Origin of the sequence: Heyndrickxia coagulans DSM 1 = ATCC 7050 (genome assembly GCF_000290615.1) — a bacterium.
Classification (GTDB): domain Bacteria; phylum Bacillota; class Bacilli; order Bacillales; family Bacillaceae_C; genus Weizmannia; species Weizmannia coagulans.
This window is the reverse complement of the sequence record NZ_ALAS01000112.1, coordinates 1-17,611: the sequence shown is the minus strand read 5'-3', so window position 1 is coordinate 17,611 and position 17,611 is coordinate 1. Positions and strand designations below refer to the sequence as shown.

The 17,611-nt window shown below is 49.0% G+C and carries 14 protein-coding genes and 1 other annotated feature; of the genes, 13 read left to right on the top strand and 1 reads right to left on the bottom strand.

Going from position 1 to position 17,611, the window contains the following annotated elements; genetic code table 11:
* Positions 1-153 precede the first annotated feature (153 nt).
* From hemA to ysxE, 8 genes are all read left to right on the top strand, one after another.
* Positions 154-1,485 carry a glutamyl-tRNA reductase gene (hemA, locus tag IC21_RS05475; RefSeq protein WP_019720883.1) on the top strand — a complete coding sequence of 444 codons (1,332 nt, stop codon included), beginning with the start codon at positions 154-156 and terminating at the stop codon, positions 1,483-1,485.
* 15 nt (positions 1,486-1,500) lie between these two features.
* A complete protein-coding gene (ccsA, locus tag IC21_RS05470; RefSeq protein ID WP_029142257.1) occupies positions 1,501-2,325 on the top strand; it encodes a cytochrome c biogenesis protein CcsA in 825 nt (274 codons plus the stop codon).
* Between the two features lie 12 nt (positions 2,326-2,337).
* Complete coding sequence (gene hemC, locus IC21_RS05465) at positions 2,338-3,270, top strand: hydroxymethylbilane synthase (protein ID WP_029142258.1); 933 nt, start codon at positions 2,338-2,340, stop codon at positions 3,268-3,270.
* Complete coding sequence (locus IC21_RS05460; protein ID WP_029142259.1) at positions 3,267-4,055, top strand: uroporphyrinogen-III synthase; 789 nt, start codon at positions 3,267-3,269, stop codon at positions 4,053-4,055. Before hemC ends, IC21_RS05460 begins: the two co-directional genes overlap by 4 nt.
* A 211-nt stretch (positions 4,056-4,266) precedes the next feature.
* Positions 4,267-5,244, top strand: a complete 978-nt coding sequence (hemB, locus tag IC21_RS05455; protein WP_013859834.1) for a porphobilinogen synthase — start codon at positions 4,267-4,269, stop codon at positions 5,242-5,244.
* Between the two features lie 15 nt (positions 5,245-5,259).
* On the top strand, positions 5,260-6,549 hold the full coding sequence (gene hemL / locus IC21_RS05450) for a glutamate-1-semialdehyde 2,1-aminomutase (protein ID WP_013859833.1): 1,290 nt from the start codon (positions 5,260-5,262) through the stop codon (positions 6,547-6,549).
* A gap of 311 nt (positions 6,550-6,860) precedes the next feature.
* Positions 6,861-8,753, top strand: coding sequence for a LysM peptidoglycan-binding domain-containing protein (locus IC21_RS05445; protein ID WP_029142260.1), 1,893 nt, complete (start codon positions 6,861-6,863; stop codon positions 8,751-8,753).
* Positions 8,754-9,116: 363 nt separating this feature from the next.
* Positions 9,117-10,133: a spore coat protein YsxE gene (gene ysxE / locus IC21_RS05440; protein ID WP_029713803.1), complete on the top strand. Its 1,017-nt coding sequence runs from the start codon at positions 9,117-9,119 to the stop codon at positions 10,131-10,133.
* Between the two features lie 16 nt (positions 10,134-10,149).
* Here the strand turns inward: ysxE and IC21_RS05435 are convergent, their stop codons facing one another.
* Positions 10,150-10,341, bottom strand: a complete 192-nt coding sequence (locus IC21_RS05435; protein WP_017553791.1) for a YszA family small membrane protein — start codon at positions 10,339-10,341, stop codon at positions 10,150-10,152.
* A gap of 142 nt (positions 10,342-10,483) precedes the next feature.
* Positions 10,484-10,712: a binding site (T-box leader), on the top strand.
* 55 nt (positions 10,713-10,767) lie between these two features.
* Here IC21_RS05435 and IC21_RS05430 point away from each other — a divergent pair.
* From IC21_RS05430 to IC21_RS05410, 5 genes are all read left to right on the top strand, one after another.
* Positions 10,768-13,413, top strand: a complete 2,646-nt coding sequence (locus IC21_RS05430) for a valine--tRNA ligase (protein WP_017553790.1) — start codon at positions 10,768-10,770, stop codon at positions 13,411-13,413.
* A 62-nt stretch (positions 13,414-13,475) separates the two neighbouring features.
* Positions 13,476-14,798: a bifunctional folylpolyglutamate synthase/dihydrofolate synthase gene (locus IC21_RS05425; protein WP_029142262.1), complete on the top strand. Its 1,323-nt coding sequence runs from the start codon at positions 13,476-13,478 to the stop codon at positions 14,796-14,798.
* A 117-nt stretch (positions 14,799-14,915) separates the two neighbouring features.
* A complete protein-coding gene (locus IC21_RS05420; protein WP_029141301.1) occupies positions 14,916-15,335 on the top strand; it encodes a prepilin-type N-terminal cleavage/methylation domain-containing protein in 420 nt (139 codons plus the stop codon).
* Entirely contained in the window at positions 15,332-15,841 is a 510-nt protein-coding gene (locus IC21_RS05415; RefSeq protein WP_019720874.1) for a prepilin-type N-terminal cleavage/methylation domain-containing protein, read from the top strand. The genes IC21_RS05420 and IC21_RS05415 overlap by 4 nt, the downstream gene beginning before the upstream one ends.
* On the top strand, positions 15,841-17,502 hold the full coding sequence (locus IC21_RS05410; RefSeq protein WP_029142263.1) for a polymer-forming cytoskeletal protein: 1,662 nt from the start codon (positions 15,841-15,843) through the stop codon (positions 17,500-17,502). The genes IC21_RS05415 and IC21_RS05410 overlap by 1 nt, the downstream gene beginning before the upstream one ends.
* The last annotated feature ends 109 nt before the right edge of the window (positions 17,503-17,611 follow it).

The window sequence follows — 17,611 nt, the reverse complement described above, 5'->3', positions numbered from 1 at the left end:
TGAAACCATCGCCTGTTTCTGCTATTTTACAGGTAGGAATGGTTATTATGCCAAATGGGAAAAACGATCTTTTTTCTTCTATTCATCTTAACATAGATCAACATTCAATCCTATGCATTTGGCAAGATAAAATGGGGGTGCCGGAGGGCAACAATGAGAATACTTACTGTCGGTTTAAACTATAAATCTGCGCCGGTTGAAATCCGCGAACAGCTGTCATTTGATGAGGCGGACCTCGCGGATGCGATGGCGGCGCTGCAAAAGAAAAAGAGCATTTTGGAAAATGTCATCGTGTCTACATGCAACCGTACGGAAATTTATGCGGTCGCCGACCAGGCGCATACCGGGCGTTATTATATTAAAGATTTTTTGTCGGAATGGTTCGGGATAGATAAGGAAGCATTTGCCCCCTATCTGCTTATTTACGAAGACAACGAAGCCATTGCGCATTTGTTTAAAGTGATTTGCGGGCTTGACTCGATGGTGCTTGGCGAAACGCAAATTCTCGGGCAGGTGAGAGACAGTTTTCTGCTGGCCCAAGCATCCGGTTCAACCGGCACCATTTTTAACCGCCTGTTCAAAGATGCGGTTACACTGGCAAAAAAAGCCCATACAGAAACGGAAATTGCTTCCAATGCCGTTTCGGTCAGTTATGCGGCTGTGGAGCTTGCGAAGAAAATTTTCGGCGGCATGGCTGATAAAAAAGTGGCCATCATCGGCGCCGGCAAGATGGGCGAACTGGCTGTGGAAAACATTCACGGCAGCGGCGCCACCCGGATTACCGTCATCAACCGGACGCCGGAAAAAGCCGGGCGCCTTGCCGCACGCTTCCATGGCGAGGCACTCGGGCTGTCATCTTTGGAAACCGCGCTTTTGGATGCGGATATCGCGATCACCTCCACTTCGGCAAAAGAGTACGTCCTTACAGCAGATATGCTGAAACCCATTGAAAAGAAACGGAACGGGCGCCCGCTGCTGCTTGTGGATATTGCCGTGCCGCGCAATATTGATCCGGAAGCCGCGTCCCTTGAATCCGTTTTCCTGTATGATATTGACGACCTGGAAGGCATCGTGGAAGCCAATCTGAAAGAACGGGAAAAAGCCGCCCGGCAGATTGCGGACATGATTTCCGATGCCGTTTGCGCATTCAATGAATGGGTCCATACACTCGGAGTGGTGCCGGTGATCACGGCGCTCCGGGAAAAAGCGCTCGCGATCCAGGCGGAAACGATGAAAAGCATTGAACGGAAGCTGCCGGACTTAACAGAACGCGAACGGAAAGTCATCAGCAAACATACAAAAAGCATCATCAACCAGATGCTGAAAGATCCGATTCTGCAGGCAAAAGAAATGGCGGGTTCGCCGGATGCAGCCCGGAATCTGGAACTGTTCCGCCAAATTTTCAATTTAGAAACAGAGACGGGGCAAGCGGAGCCGGCAGCCGAAATGGCGCGGCATGCAGTCCGCCCGTCCTATTCGGGTTAACCGGAGAGCCCGGCAATGTATGCCGTATGGACGGACAGGCTGCATGAAGGCATGATTTTGCTTTATGCCGCCAGTATTTTGCTTTATTTTCTTGACTTTCTCCACCGGAACCGGAAGGCCAACAAGGCTGCCTTCCGTTTTCTTTCCGTTGTCTGGGCATTGCAGACGGTGATATTTATCTTGTATATGGCCCACACCAGACGGTTCCCTGTCTTGACATTGTCTGAGGGGCTTTATTTTTATGCATGGGCATTGCTGACGCTGTCTCTGGCCCTGAACCGCCTGCTGCGCGTTGACTTTACCGTGTTTTTTACAAACGTCATCGGCTTTTTCATCATGACGGTCCACGCTTTTGCGCCGGGGAAGGTCTCACAAGGAGCAGGGAGAAGGGTATCGGAACTTTTGCTCATGCATATTACGATGACGCTGATCGCTTACGTGCTGTTTTCCCTGTCCTTTGTCTTTTCCATTCTGTATTTATTACAATATAAGTGGCTGAAGGAAAAGAAATGGAGCCACAGAATCTGGCGCCTGAATGATCTGGCAAAACTGGAGCGGCTTTCGAAATGGATGAATGCCATTGCGGTCCCGGTCCTTTTGCTCGGGCTGATTCTCGGGTTGGAATGGGCATACTTGCGGCTTCCGGCCATTCACTGGTTCGATCCGAAAATTGTCGGTTCGTTTGCCGTGCTGCTTGTATACAGTTTTCTCCTGTATGCCGGCGAACGCCGCCGCATGTTCGGAAAAACACTGGCTTACTGGAATACGGCCGCTTTTTTGATCATTTTGATTAACTTTTTTCTAATTACGGGATTATCGGATTTTCATTTGTATTATTAGGAGGGTTGCCGGATGAGAACAATTGTCGTAGGGTCGAGGCGGAGCAAACTTGCCCTGACGCAGACAAAGTGGGTGGTGGCGAAGCTTGAACAGCTCGGGCTGCCTTTTCGTTTTGAAATCAGGGAAATCATCACAAAGGGCGATAAAGTGCTCGATGTCACCCTGTCCAAAGTCGGCGGGAAAGGCCTGTTTGTCAAAGAAATTGAAGATGCCATGCTGCATCATGAAATTGACATGGCTGTACATAGCATGAAAGATGTGCCGGCTGTGCTTCCGGACGGGCTTGTGATCGGCTGCATTCCGGAGCGCGAAGATGTGCGGGACGCATTGATTTCCAAAAATGGCACACCTTTTTCCGACCTTAAGGAAGGGGCGGTTGTCGGGACAAGCAGCCTCCGCCGCGGCGCCCAGCTGCTTGCCGTAAGGAGCGATATCCGGATTAAGTCTGTTCGCGGCAATATTGATACAAGGCTGGAAAAATTAAAAAACGGGGATTACGATGCGATCGTCCTCGCGGCAGCCGGTTTAAAACGGATGGGCTGGAGTGCGGACACCGTCACCGAATTTTTTGACCCGGATATTTGCCTGCCTGCAATCGGACAGGGCGCGCTGGCTGTCGAATGTCGCGCTGATGACGGGGAACTGCTCGATGCGCTCCGGGAGCTGAACAGCGCAGAAACGGCGGAAACAGTAAGGGCGGAGCGCGTCTTCCTTGATAAAATGGAAGGCGGTTGCCAGGTACCGATTGCCGGCCTTGCGAAGAAAACGGCAGAAGGCATTTCCCTCACGGCCCTTGTCGCCTCCCCTGATGGCAAAACGGTTTACAAAGAAACGGTTGTCTCCCGCAACCCGGTAACAGCCGGAGAAAAGGCGGCAGATATTTTAAGCCGGCAGGGGGCAAAGGCGCTGATTGAACAAGTGAAAGCGGAGCTCGGGCAGTCATGACGGCAAACGGGCCTTTAAGCGGAAAAAACATTCTGGTCACAAGAGGCGGAAAAGACGGCGAAAAGCTCGCAGCACAAATTGAAGCGCTCGGCGGCACCCCTTTTGTCGTCCCGATGGTTGCCTTCCGTGCATATGCCGACCCGTCCGCACCTGTATTTTTGCGAAAACTGCCGGCATACGACTGGGTTGTGTTTACAAGCAAAAACGGGGTCCGTTATTTTTTGGAAGCATGCAGCCGTGCGGGTATAGCATGTGAGCATTTGAACATAAACTGGGCAGCCGTGGGGAAAAAGACGGCTGCCTGTATGGAACAGTCCGGTTTAAAGGTTTCCTTTGCGCCCGGGAAGTTTACGGCAAAAGATTTTGCCCGGGAATTTATGCGGAGCGGGCACCGTGCAGGACGCGTCCTTCTCCCGAAAGGAAACCTGGCCGGGACAGAAATTGCGGATTTTCTAAGAAAAAGCGGTATAATAGCAGAGGAATGGATTATCTATGAAGCGTATATGCCAGAAGGGGCAAAAGAAAAGCTTGCCCGCTTGCTCGGGCGGGAAACAATCGATTTTGCCCTGTTTTTAAGCCCGTCCGCCTTCCGCTATTTTAAAGGCGCGCTTGAGGAAAACGGCATAGATATCGCGGGGCTTTCAACCCGGATCGCAGTAATCGGCCCTTCAACCAGGCAGGCAGTGGAAAAAGCCGGAAGCCGTGCAGCGGTTTGCCCGGATGAATACACCGTCGGGGCCATGCTTGGGGCATTATGCGATTTTGTCCGTTTAGAAGAAAAATAGCAAGAAACCGGCACGAACCCGGGATTGAAGCGGCCGGCCTGACAGACGGTTGCCGTGCATGGTTTGCCCGGGGGACAGCCGGGCGACGCTTGACCGCAAAGAAAAAATAGAAAAAGCGGGATTTGCCCGCCGCCGCAATCATCGCCAACAAGCCGGCCCGTCGTGCATATGCAATGCATTGCGGCATTCTACCAGTTTAGGAGGAAATAAAATGAAAGATTTGCAGTTTGCCCGCCACCGCAGGCTCCGCCAAAGCGCCAATATGCGGGCTTTGGTGCGCGAAACGAATGTAACAGTGAACGACTTGATTTATCCGATTTTTGCTGTTGAAGGCGAAAATGTTAAAAATGAAATTGCTTCGATGCCGGGTGTGTACCACTGGTCGCTGGACCGCCTCCATGAAATCATGGATGAAGTTGTTTCCCTCGGCATCAAATCCGTCATTTTATTCGGCGTACCGAACCATAAGGATGCAACCGGAACGGAAGCGTACCACGACCACGGCATCGTCCAGGAAGCCATCCGTTTCATCAAAAAAAATTACCCGGATATCATTGTCATCGCTGATACCTGCCTGTGCGAATATACCGATCACGGCCATTGCGGCGTTGTGGAAGACGGGAAAATTTTAAACGACCCGAGCCTTGACCTGCTTGCGAAAACGGCGGTCAGCCAGGCAAAAGCAGGCGCTGATATCATTGCGCCTTCGAATATGATGGACGGATTTGTCACAGCGATTCGCAAAGGGCTTGATGAAGCAGGCTTTGAAGATGTGCCGATCATGAGTTATGCGGTCAAATACGCATCCGCTTTTTACGGCCCGTTCCGCGAAGCCGCTGACAGCACCCCCGCTTTCGGGGACCGGAAAACCTACCAGATGGATCCGGCCAACCGGCTCGAAGCATTGCGTGAAGCGCAGTCGGATGTGGAAGAAGGGGCGGATTTTCTGATCGTAAAACCGACGCTTTCTTATCTTGATATCGTCCGTGATGTGCGGAATGAATTCCGCCTCCCGGTTGTCGGGTATAATGTGAGCGGAGAGTATTCTATGGTAAAAGGCGCTGCACAAAACGGCTGGATTGATGAAAAAGCGATTGTTCTTGAAATGATCACAAGCATGAAACGCGCCGGCTGCGATCTCATCATTACCTATTTTTCACTCGATATTGCCCGCTGGCTTGCGGAATAAACGGGAGGTTGAAAGATGCGCTCATATGAAAACTCAATCGAAGCATACAAAGAAGCGGTCACATTAATGCCGGGAGGGGTGAACAGCCCTGTCCGTGCCTTTAAAGCGGTCGGCATGAACCCGATTTTTATGGACCACGGCAAAGGCGCAAAAATTTATGATATTGACGGAAATGAATATATTGATTACGTGCTGTCATGGGGGCCGCTCATCCTTGGCCATGCCAATCCCAAAGTCGTGGATGCCCTGAAAAAAACGGCTGAAAAAGGGACGAGTTTCGGCACGCCGACGATCATGGAAAATAAACTGGCGTCACTCGTGAAAGAACGCGTGCCGTCGATTGAAATTGTCCGCATGGTCTCATCCGGTACGGAAGCCACGATGAGTGCTTTGCGCCTGGCAAGAGGTTATACAGGCCGGAATAAAATTTTAAAATTCGAAGGCAGCTACCATGGACATGGCGATTCGCTCCTGATCAAAGCAGGGTCGGGCGTTGCTACACTGGGTTTGCCGGACAGCCCCGGCGTGCCGCTCGGGATCGCGCAAAACACGATTGCCGTCCCGTACAATGATCTGGAAGCCGTCCGTTCGGCATTCGAGCAGTACGGGGAAGATATTGCCTGCATCATCGTCGAACCGGTTGCCGGCAATATGGGCGTTGTTCCGCCGAAGCCCGGCTTTTTGCAAGGGTTGCGTGATGTCACATCAGCATACGGCGCCCTCCTGATCTTTGATGAAGTGATGACCGGTTTCCGTGTCGACTATCACTGTGCACAAGGCTATTTTGATGTAACGCCTGATTTGACCTGCCTCGGCAAAGTAATCGGCGGCGGCCTTCCTGTCGGCGCATTTGGCGGACGGGCCGACATTATGGAAAAAATTGCACCGACCGGGCCTGTTTACCAGGCAGGGACTTTGTCCGGCAACCCGCTTGCGATGACGGCGGGATATGAAACATTGCGGCAGTTAACACCTGAAACGTATGCAGCGTTCAGGCGAAAAGCAGACCGCCTCGAACAGGGCTTTCATGAGGCAGCGGTGAAATACGACATCCCGCATACCATTAACCGGGCGGGATCGATGATTGGCATCTTTTTCACCAATGAAGAAGTCAATAATTTTGCATCAGCAAGAACTTCGGATTTGGATCTGTTTGCCCGCTACTACCGTGGCATGGCAGAAAACGGCATTTTCCTCCCGCCGTCCCAATTCGAAGGCATCTTCCTGTCTGCCGCGCATACGGATGACGATATTGACCGTACCGTCGAAGCAGCAGAAAAAACATTTAAGGCAATCCGCGGGTAAATCCTGCGGCTATGAACCGGCAAGTCCGAAAACGGATGAGCCGGTTTTTTGCGTTTTGTCCGCTGCGGGTGAGAGAAACGGCAATAAGGGAAAGCATGCTGGGTGCCCTGCGGTTTTTGAATGGGTAACTTTGAAAACGGATGGCCAGTTTTTACCGATCTTTCACCGCATCCAATATTGTAGCAGAAAAGCCATTCAAGTGATTTGCGGATGCTGCGGTTTTTTTTGCGATCATAAAAACCCCGATTGCTTCATACAGTGTAAATGACATATTCATTGGGATTTGGAGGAATTGAAGGGAGGAACCCGCTTTGCCGCAAAATCAATCGTCCATACGATTTTCATTAGAAGAATTGATTTGGTTTAAAAAAGGACAGGAAGTTGAAGAACTTTTATCGATATCATTGGATCCCCATATCACCATACAGGAATTGGAGCAGTATGTCGTGATCAAAGGCAATCTCTATTTATCCGGGGAGTACATTGGTTGCGGGGAAGAAGAAGGGGAAGATGTGCTGTTCAGGAAGTATGTGCAGTCGGTCCAGTACCGGGAAGAAGACGGCATATTTGAATTTTACCAATCTTTCCCGGTAGACGTTACCATTCCAAAGACAAGAATTGCGGATATTGAGGAGCTGGACGTCAATATAGAAGGTTTTGACTATCAGTTTCACGGAACCGATTGTTTAAAAATCAATGCGGATATTGCGATTGAGGGAATATTGCAAGACGGGGATGAGGAAGAAGACGAAGCAGAAACAGCGCCATACCCGGATTTAAACGGCAGGGAAACATATTTGGATGAGCCGGACGCAGCATATCAGGCGCCTTTCAGCCATTCCGAATGGGGCTTGGCGGAACAAGAAGAAGAGAGCGCCGAACTGCCCCGCCATTTTATGGAAGAAGCGGAAAGCTTTGAAGAAGTGCCTTTTCGTGCAGATGAGGAAAAGGCAGAAGAGGATGAATCTCACGCTGACCCGGAATTGTATACGCCTTTTACAATCGAATCGCGTGTGGTGCCGGAAGAATCGGTTGCTCAGCCGGAACCGTTCACAAACGAACTGAATGTATTGGAACCGGTCGAACTTCCAGAAGAGGAGGAGGAGAGCCTCTTGCCGGAAACAGACGGAAAAAGGCCGGAAAGTGCTTCATGGCAGGCAGAAACAGCCGCGCCGGTACGGGATGAATGGCATGGGGATCCGGCGTTTTCCAGTAATAATGAGTCTGCCTCGTTGGCGGAAAGCGGAGTGGTGCAGGACGAATGGCAGGCAGATCTTGAGTTACCTGGTAAAAATGAATCGGCATCGTTGGCGGAAAGCGGAGTGGCGCGGGATGAGTGGCACGCTGAGCCGGGGTTTTCCGGAAAAAACGAATCGGCATCGTTGGCGGAAAGTGAACCAGTGCAGAATGAATGGCATTTCGAAGCGGACTTTCCTGGTAAAAACGAGTCGGCATCGTTGGCGGAAAGTGAACCGGCGCAGGACGAATGGCAGGCCGGCCCGGAGTTACCTGATAAAAATGAGTCTGCATCGTTGGCGGAAAGCGGAGTGGCGCGGGATGAATGGCATGCGGAACCGGAGTTTTCCAGCAAAAACGAACCGGCATCAATAGCAGAAAGCGAATCAGTGCGAAATGAATGGCAGGCAGATCCGGTACGGGACGAATGGCATCCTGATCAGGAATTGTCCGGAGAAACCGCATCCGTGTCCCGGACGGAGAGCAAAACGGCGCTGAATGAAGAATCTCTTGAGCCGGACGATTCCAGGAAGACTGAACCTGTTTTCCGGATTGAGAGCAAAGCAATGGAAGATGAATCTTCTGCTTATATCGAGCAAGAATCACCTGAAAAATACGAATCCTCTTCTGAAGCCGGCGGCGAAACGATGGTGGAAGAGTCGCCTGAAAGCGAAGGAAAAACAGAGGAAGAGCCGGAAGAAAAGGATTCGGCTGCCAAGAAGAAAAAGAAGCAAAAATACGAATCCATTTCACTTGCCGACTTTTTTGCCCGGAGAGATGAAGAAAAGCCTGCCAAGTTAAAGGTTTGCATCGTCCAAAGCGGGGAGACGCTCGACCAGCTTGCTGAAAAATACAATATCAATGTCCAGCAGATTTTAAGGATGAACCATTTGGAAGTGAATCAGGATTTGTATGAGGGGCAAGTGCTGTACGTTCCCGCCAACGCGCGCGCCGAAAAAAATCACTGAGCCCGGGCATTCACAGGCACGGGCGTCCAGGTGAAGGATGTACCGGCATTCAGAGCCTGCGTTAACATAGAATTGACCGCGTAAAGGAAGCGTGCAAAATATGCGTCTTCCTTACTCAGAGTGTGTTTCCGTGAAGGAAGCGTGCAAAAGCGGGGCCTTCCCTAACCCGGCGTGCGCCTGTGTGAAGGAAGCAGGCAAAACTTAGTGTCTTCCTTAGCCTAAAGCGGTCTATGTTCAGGCATCAAGCAAAATGAAAGTCTTCCGAACCCGGAAGGCGCCTGCGTCCAAGCTGCGGCGAATGCGGCGCCAGCGGGGAATGAAAATGAGCAAGCGCCTATTTTTGAGGAGTAACGCTCTAAGAAGGTGAAACGGGTGGCTGACCTTTCGCAGCAGGACATCAATCGGATTGTGAAGCATTACGGCCTGAACACTGAATATGTCGGGCGGTACGGAAAAGTGTATAAAATTTATACCGGCCAGGGTATTTTTGCTTTAAAAAAAATTGCACCGCAAAACGGGATGGGATTTATCCGGCATGTCCAGTCCCTGTACCAGCGGGGGTATAACCGTATTGTCCCGGTCTATCCCACGTTGGACGGCCGTTACGGGGTGCTGTATAACGGGGCATTGTACTATTTAATGCCCTGGCTGCCAAACGAAGAAAAAGAAGCACGCGGCGAGAAACATCAAAAAATGTTCAGGGAACTCGCGCGCCTGCACAGCTTGTCCGTCAAAGATACGGAGGTCTCAATAGAAAAACGGCGGGAATACTATGAAGAAACCCTTTCCCGCTGGTACGGGCAGCAGGATTTTTTAGAAGAGTTCCTTGAACGGTGTGAAGAGCAGGTCTATATGTCCCCGTTTGCCCTGTTGTACTGCACCTTTTACAATGAAACGAACCAGGCGCTCAAATTCTCGATCCAGCAGCTGGAAAACTGGTATGAACAATCGAAAGAGATGGAGAAAGCGAGAACGGTGACCATCCACGGAAAAATTTCAACGGAGCATTTCCTGTACGATGAACGCGGGCTCGGATACTTCACCAATTTCGAACTGGCAAAAACCGCTGCGCCTTTTTATGACCTGCTTCCCTTCTTGTCGCGGGCGCTCGACTCCTATCCGAGCCGGTTTGACGACTGCGTGGACTGGGTGAAGACCTACTTCAGCTATTTTCCGCTTAAGGAAGATGAAAGAAGCTTATTTTTCAGCTATCTCGCTTATCCCGCATCGATCATCCAAACCGTGGAGGAATACTTTGCAAATGAAGGGAAACGCCATGAAGCGAGAGCAGTCGCGAAACTGCAGGAAAAGTACTGGCGGATGAAAAATACCGAGTATGTCGTTATGCAGTTGTCACAAGGGACCGCCCCCGCGTCATGAAAAGCAGGGACGGCCATTAAAACCATTCATACTGGAACCCGAGATAAATGAGAATAAATATGGCAAGCAGCAGGACGTCAAACGTGGTCGGAAAAATAATCGTGCGGATGGCCTGAAAGACGGAGAACGGAAGAATCAGCTGCTTGCACACTTTTTTTGCATTCCGCCCCCAAGTACGGACGGCCTGTTTGTCAATTTTTTTCTTCATCATCATCCACCCATCCCTCATAGATAATGTATGAAAAGCGGGCGGATAAGTGAATCCGTTGCATATTTTTTCTAAAAATGGGCAATGCTATTGACGATTTTCAAAAAAACCGATACCATAAACTATAGCCAATTTCAAAAATCAAAATACAATGAACGGGAAGAGTACAGATTTTGTTTCCATGCAGAGAGGGGAATCAGCTGCTGAAAGATTTCCTATGCGAAACAGGCTGGAAGGTCGCCCGGGAGTAGCTTTTGTGAACCCGAAAATAGCAAAAGCCGGCGAAGTGCCGTTAATGACCCGAGAGTGCCGGGCATCCGTTTGCCCGTGAAAAAAGGTGGTACCGCGAACAGACTCCTTTCGTCCTTTTATGGCGAAGGGAGTTTTTGTGTTTATCCGCAAAAAACGCAGAAAGGAATGATACAAATGGAACAGCAGGACATCAGCATGCCGACCAAATATGATCCGCAGGCTGTTGAAAAAGGGCGCTATGAATGGTGGGTGAACGGCAAATTTTTCGAAGCAAAAGGCGATCCAGAAAAGAAGCCGTACACGATTGTGATTCCACCGCCGAACGTAACCGGCAAGCTCCATCTCGGCCATGCCTGGGATACGGCTTTGCAGGATATTTTAACCCGGATGAAACGGATGCAGGGCTATGATGTGCTCTGGCTGCCGGGGATGGACCACGCCGGGATTGCAACGCAGGCAAAAGTGGAAGCCAAACTGCGTGAAGAAGGCAAATCCCGCTATGACCTCGGCCGCGAGAAGTTTACGGAAGAAGCATGGAAGTGGAAAGCGGAATACGCTCACTTTATCCGCAAACAATGGGCGAAACTCGGCCTCGGGCTCGATTATTCGCGCGAACGTTTTACGCTCGATGAAGGGCTGTCAAAAGCTGTAAAAGAAGTATTTGTTTCGCTTTATAAAAAAGGCTTGATTTACCGCGGCGAGTACATCATCAACTGGGACCCGGAAACGAAAACGGCGCTTTCCGATATTGAAGTAGTCTACAAAGAGGTGCAGGGCGCATTTTACCATCTGGCATACCCGTTAAGCGACGGTTCCGGCACGATTGAAATCGCGACAACGCGCCCGGAAACGATGCTGGGTGATACGGCGGTCGCTGTCCACCCGGATGATGAACGCTACAAACATTTAATCGGGAAAACGATTGTATTGCCAATCGTCGGCCGCGAAATTCCGATTATCGCAGACGAGTATGTTGATATGGCATTTGGTTCCGGTGCCGTAAAAATTACACCGGCCCATGACCCGAACGACTTCGAAGTCGGGAACCGCCACAATCTCGAACGCATCCTTGTGATGAACGAGGACGGCACAATGAATGAAAATGCCGGAAAATACAAAGGCATGGACCGGTTTGAATGCCGCAAACAGATCGTGAAGGACTTGAAAGCACTCGGCGTTCTTGTCAAAGTGGAAGACCATCTCCATTCGGTCGGCCATTCCGAACGGAGCGGCGCGGTTGTCGAACCGTATTTGTCCACGCAATGGTTTGTGAAAATGCAGCCGCTCGCTGATGCCGCGGTAAAACTGCAGGCGTCGGAAGGAAAAGTCCATTTTGTGCCGGAACGCTTTGAAAAAACCTACTTGCACTGGATGGAAAATATCCGCGATTGGTGCATTTCGCGCCAGCTCTGGTGGGGCCACCGGATTCCGGCCTGGTACCATAAAGAAACCGGCGAAGTATATGTTGACACCGAGCCGCCCCGTGACATCGAAAACTGGGAACAGGATCCGGACGTGCTCGATACGTGGTTCAGCTCGGCGCTCTGGCCGTTTTCGACAATGGGCTGGCCTGATGAAGAAGCGGAAGACTACAAGCGTTATTATCCGACCGATACGCTTGTGACTGGCTATGATATCATTTTCTTCTGGGTATCGCGGATGATTTTCCAGGGGCTTGAGTTTACCGGCAAACGCCCGTTCAAAGATGTCCTGATCCATGGCCTTGTCCGCGACGAGCAGGGGCGGAAAATGAGCAAATCGCTCGGCAACGGCGTCGACCCGATGGAAGTAATCGACAAATACGGCGCGGACTCGCTCCGCTATTTCCTTACCACCGGCAGCGCGCCCGGCCAGGATTTGCGTTTCAGTTACGAAAAAGTCGAAGCGGTCTGGAATTTCGCCAATAAAATTTGGAACGCCTCCCGTTTTGCGCTTATGAACATGAACGGGCTGAAATACGAAGAAATTGACCTTTCCGGTGAAAAATCAGTCGCTGACAAATGGATTTTAACGCGTTTGAACGAAACGATCGAAACCGTTACAAAACTGGCGGACAAATACGAATTCGGCGAAGCCGGGCGCATGCTTTACAATTTTATCTGGGACGATTTCTGCGACTGGTACATTGAAATGGCAAAACTGCCGCTTTACAGCGAAGATGAAGCAGCGAAGAAAACGGCGCGCTCGGTCCTCGCGTATGTGCTCGACAATACGATGCGGCTTTTGCACCCGTTCATGCCGTTTATTACCGAGGAAATTTGGCAAAACCTGCCGCATCAGGGGGAATCGATCACAACAGCCGCGTGGCCGGAAGCGGACGAAAGCCTTACGGATGCCGCGGCCAGCGAAGAAATGAAACTGCTTGTCGACATCATCCGTTCTGTCCGCAATATCCGCGCCGAAGTGAACACGCCGTTAAGCAAAAAAATCAAACTGCATTTGAAAGCGAAAGACGAGACGGTCTTAGCGGCTTTAAAACGAAACGAAGCGTACATTACCCGTTTCTGCAACCCGGATGAATTGAAAATGGGGCTTGACCTTGAGGCGCCGGACAAAGCCATGACTGCGGTCGTTTCTGGTGTGGAACTGTTCCTGCCGCTTGAAGGGCTGATCAATTTTGAAGAAGAACTGGCCCGGCTCAGGAAAGAGTTGGAAAAATGGAATAAAGAAGTTGAACGCGTCCAGAAAAAACTGTCCAATGAAGGGTTCCTGAAAAAAGCGCCGGAAAAAGTCGTTGCCGAAGAACGGGCAAAAGAAAAAGACTATCTCGAAAAACGAAGCGCCGTCGAAACGCGCATCAGAGAACTTGAAAACCAGTAACACAAGGGCGGAAGGCGAATTCTTTACGGATTCGTCTTCCTTTCATACGGGAGGAAAGGCAAATGTTTGAAACCTATGAAGAAGCGGTCGGCTGGATCCGGTCCCGCTCGAAATTCGGGATGAAACCGGGGCTTGAACGGATGCAGTGGCTGATGGAAAAATTGCACCACCCGGAACAAAAAATCCGGACGGTCCACGTGGCCGGGACGAACGGAAAAGGGTCGACCGTCACCTTTTTGCGCAATATTTTAGAGCAGGCAGGATTACTGGTTGGCACCTTTACTTCCCCATATATTGAGCAGTTTAACGAAAGGATCAGCGTAAACGGAACGCCGGTGACGGATGCAGACCTCGTCCGCCTTACAAACGAGATCCGCCCGCTTGCAGAAGAACTGGAGCACACAGCATTCGGCGCACCGACAGAGTTTGAAGTCATTACAGCGATGTCACTTTTGTATTTTGCCGGGATCCGGCAGGTGGATATTGTTATCTATGAAGTCGGCCTTGGCGGCAGGCTTGATTCCACAAACGTCATCACACCGCTTGCCAGCCTGATTACCAATATCGGCCATGACCATATGAATGTGCTTGGCCATACGATTGCAGAAATCGCCTCTGAAAAAGCGGGCATTATCAAACACGGGGTGCCGGTTGCAACAACAGCCATGCTGCCTGATGCGCTGGCGGTAATTGAAGAAAAAGCGGCAAAAGAAAAGGCGCCGCTTTTCCGTGCCGGGCAGGAATTTTCTTTCGCGGAGATCGGCGGGGATCTAACCGGTGAACAGTTCCGTTTTGCTTCCCCGTACGGCGCCTATGACCGTTTGTCGATCACGATGATGGGGCGCCATCAGATTTACAATGCCGCCCTTGCTGTTATGGGGGCGGAACTGTTACAGCATTTCCACCATTTCCGCATCCCGCAGCATGCGCTGGAAAAAGGCCTTCTCGAAAGCAAATGGATCGGCCGTTTTGAAAAACTGCTGGATGACCCGCCCGTTATCATTGACGGCGCCCACAACCCGGAAGGCATTGATAGCCTGATCGAAACGATGGACACCCATCTGCGCGGAAAAAAAATCCGCATGATTTTTTCCGCACTTGGCGACAAAGACTTGGATCACATGATTCCAAAACTCGACCAAAAAACAGACGAAATCATTTTCACAACTTTTGATTTTCCAAGAGCCATTCCGGCAGAGGTGTTGTATAAGATAAGCCGTCATCAAAATAAATCATTTTCTAAGGATTGGAAAGAAACCGTACGCACCAAAATAAAAGAAATGAAAGGCTCAGAAGATGTTTTAGTGATTACAGGGTCCTTATACTTTATTTCAAAAGTCCGGAAATACATTTTGGGCCAATCAGAGAGAAAAGGGCAGAGCTGAAAAAGTTCTGCCCTTTTTGTTTATTTGTTCTTTTGTTGAATTACTTTCCCGGCGCTTTTTGATAAAATAAGTTTTATAGGTAAGAAGGCTCATGACAAAATGCTTACGGAGGTTGCTATGAAAAAACCCCTTTTTAAAAACAGCCGGGGATTTACACTTGTCGAAGTGCTGGCTTCGATTACGATTTTAGCGATTGTGATGCTTACAGTGGGAGCCATCTTGGCCAATAATGCGGGCGTGACAAAAAAAGCGGATGACTCGCTGTCTGCATTGCAAATTGCAACCGGGATATTAAGAGCTTACCAGAAAAAAAACTTTAATGAAGTGCAGCAGATGGCGAACACCACACAACAGGCTGATATTCAATCGGTTTTAGGGCTGGACAGCGATGCGGAAATTTCCGGTTATAAGGCATATGTGTCCGTTTCCCTTCCGGCGGATTCTTCTCTTTCTGATCGCCTCCTGCTGGTCAAAGTGAAAGTCGACACTGGAAATAATCCAAAGCCGGTTGAAGTGAAAGGGTATGTGAAAAAATGAAATGCCGGAATGAAAAAGGGCTCACTTTAGTAGAATTACTGGCGGCTGTTACCATTTCATTTATCATTATCGGGGTTATTTATGCCGTTTTAAATTCGGTGATCACCCAATCCAAAAGCGACATGGCCCGTAAATACTTTGTCAAAGAACAAACGGCAATTTTGCAATATATGGAGAGAACAATGGAAAATATAGACGACGTTGAACCTGATGACGAAAGTGATGACGGGACTTTTACCCGTTTCAAAGCAGTGGCTATCAATATAGATGTTGCGGGTGACGGTACCTACCAGAAAAGTTCAACAGACAAGACAATCGCTGTATCAGACGGGAATTTGTCGGTAGGAGGCACCATTGTAAACAGCGATGAAATTTCACTTGACGGGACAACTTTTACGGTCGAGAACGGCAGCCTGATATGCCATTTTGTAATGAAAGACACGCAAAATCATTTCGAGAAAAAGATCTATGCCTCTTATAAACTGGGCGAAGAGGGGGATCAATGATGCATGTTTTAAAAGAAGAGAAGGGGTATACGCTTGTGACAGTGCTTCTCATTTTCGCAGTCGCGGCGATCATCACCGTTTCGCTCGTATCCGCATCCGTCAGCACTTTTAAAACAGTAAAAGTATCTGAAACGGGCACCCAGGATAAATTAAACGCGGAAATGGTGGCTGATGAAGCGACTGCTTTAATTGAGAAACAAGTTGACAGCATCAACAGTGTTATTGCAACCGGGACTGTCATGCCAAGCCAGCTGATCAGCATGCTTCAGGCAGCAATAACCAACATACAGCAACAGAAAAACGGAAAATGCAGCATCGAATATAAAACATTGAAAGACGGGACAGCGCCAGACGGCATTGTTTTGGGCAAAGTCACCATTTCCGTTCCGGTCGGAAAGTCCGGAAAAACGTTAACGAAGGTAATGACGCTTTCCACTGTCTCGGATGTTTTTCAATATACAGCCGTGACACCGTCGAATATGTATTTGTACGGATCCCCTTATATTATCGGAGATGTGAACATCGGTGGAAATTTGTATGTTTCAAATTACGGGAACTATATAGATGGGTATACGAAATATATTCAAACTTACTATCCGGCTATCAATGGGACGTTAACAGTGAAGGGAAGATATTATGAGGCCGGTCAGCAGCCGGTCGGAAAAGGGATATCAACGCCGGTATACAACTTTTATTCATGGAATACATTTGGACCTGAAAGCTTCAAAAAGTACTTTTCTGTTGCCCCGGTTGTGAAAAATCGCCAGTTAACTGTTGATAAAATAAATATAGGCGATATGATTACGGCCAAGGCGCTGAAATGGCCGGAAAATGTAAAAATAAATTCCTACGATTCTTACAATATAGACAAGAATGGGAACGCTTTTGGTTATGATGTAACAGCCAGCCAGGTTGGCAGTCAACCGATAAAAGGAAACTTGTACGTTGGCGATGATTTAATCGTTGGGGAAAACAAAAGCCTGACTGTAAATGGGGATCTTTATGTAAAAGATGTTTTGACTGTCAAAGGGAATTTAACAGTAAAAGGCAAAATTTACGTAGGTGGTGATGCCGATTTAAACGGAGTGCTGTCGACAGGGGCGGATAAGTATATTTATATTGCCGGAGATGCTACTTTAAGCGACGTTTCAGCATTAAATTTAAACGGGGTGATGTATGTCAACGGTTCCCTTACGAGCAAGGGGGATGTCAATACGAACGGCAGCATTTATGTACGTGGAAACGCAGACGTCGAGAATTTCTCGAACAGTAACGGCACGCTTATTTTACTCTGTGATGGAAATATTCAGCTGGCCAACAATAATTTGTATAAGGACAACCCAAAAGTGATTGATGCTTATCTCTATTCAAATAGTAACTTATTTATATACGGAATCGGATCAAACTTGAAAATTAACGGCGGTATTTATGGAAACACCATTAGTTTAAGTGCATCAAGGGGCAGTACGATTAATAAGCCAATTTATGCTGATTGGTTCAAGATAATCTATGAATTGGAATTTCAAAATCCCCAGCCTGCGGATCCTGCAAAGTCCAGACTGACCGTTAATTTTAAAAAAGATATGATTTTAAACCCGCCGAAAGGGATCCCGACCGTGAATAAAGTAACTTTGAAAGAAATCAATACATCGGTCCAATAAGATACAGTTAAAAAGATGCAGGTATGTGTAAAATTTTACTCGAAGGGGCAAATGAGTGGAAAAAAATGGGAAGACACTCTATCATCTAAATGTACACCTTGAATGAACA

Coding starts and splice junctions, on each gene's coding strand:
- hemA (WP_019720883.1), top strand. CDS start 154: ATGAGAATACTTACTGTCGGTTTAAACTATAAATCTGCGCCGGTTGAA.
- ccsA (WP_029142257.1), top strand. CDS start 1,501: ATGTATGCCGTATGGACGGACAGGCTGCATGAAGGCATGATTTTGCTT.
- hemC (WP_029142258.1), top strand. CDS start 2,338: ATGAGAACAATTGTCGTAGGGTCGAGGCGGAGCAAACTTGCCCTGACG.
- IC21_RS05460 (WP_029142259.1), top strand. CDS start 3,267: ATGACGGCAAACGGGCCTTTAAGCGGAAAAAACATTCTGGTCACAAGA.
- hemB (WP_013859834.1), top strand. CDS start 4,267: ATGAAAGATTTGCAGTTTGCCCGCCACCGCAGGCTCCGCCAAAGCGCC.
- hemL (WP_013859833.1), top strand. CDS start 5,260: ATGCGCTCATATGAAAACTCAATCGAAGCATACAAAGAAGCGGTCACA.
- IC21_RS05435 (WP_017553791.1), bottom strand. CDS start 10,341: ATGAAGAAAAAAATTGACAAACAGGCCGTCCGTACTTGGGGGCGGAAT.
- IC21_RS05430 (WP_017553790.1), top strand. CDS start 10,768: ATGGAACAGCAGGACATCAGCATGCCGACCAAATATGATCCGCAGGCT.
- IC21_RS05425 (WP_029142262.1), top strand. CDS start 13,476: ATGTTTGAAACCTATGAAGAAGCGGTCGGCTGGATCCGGTCCCGCTCG.
- IC21_RS05420 (WP_029141301.1), top strand. CDS start 14,916: ATGAAAAAACCCCTTTTTAAAAACAGCCGGGGATTTACACTTGTCGAA.
- IC21_RS05415 (WP_019720874.1), top strand. CDS start 15,332: ATGAAATGCCGGAATGAAAAAGGGCTCACTTTAGTAGAATTACTGGCG.
- IC21_RS05410 (WP_029142263.1), top strand. CDS start 15,841: ATGCATGTTTTAAAAGAAGAGAAGGGGTATACGCTTGTGACAGTGCTT.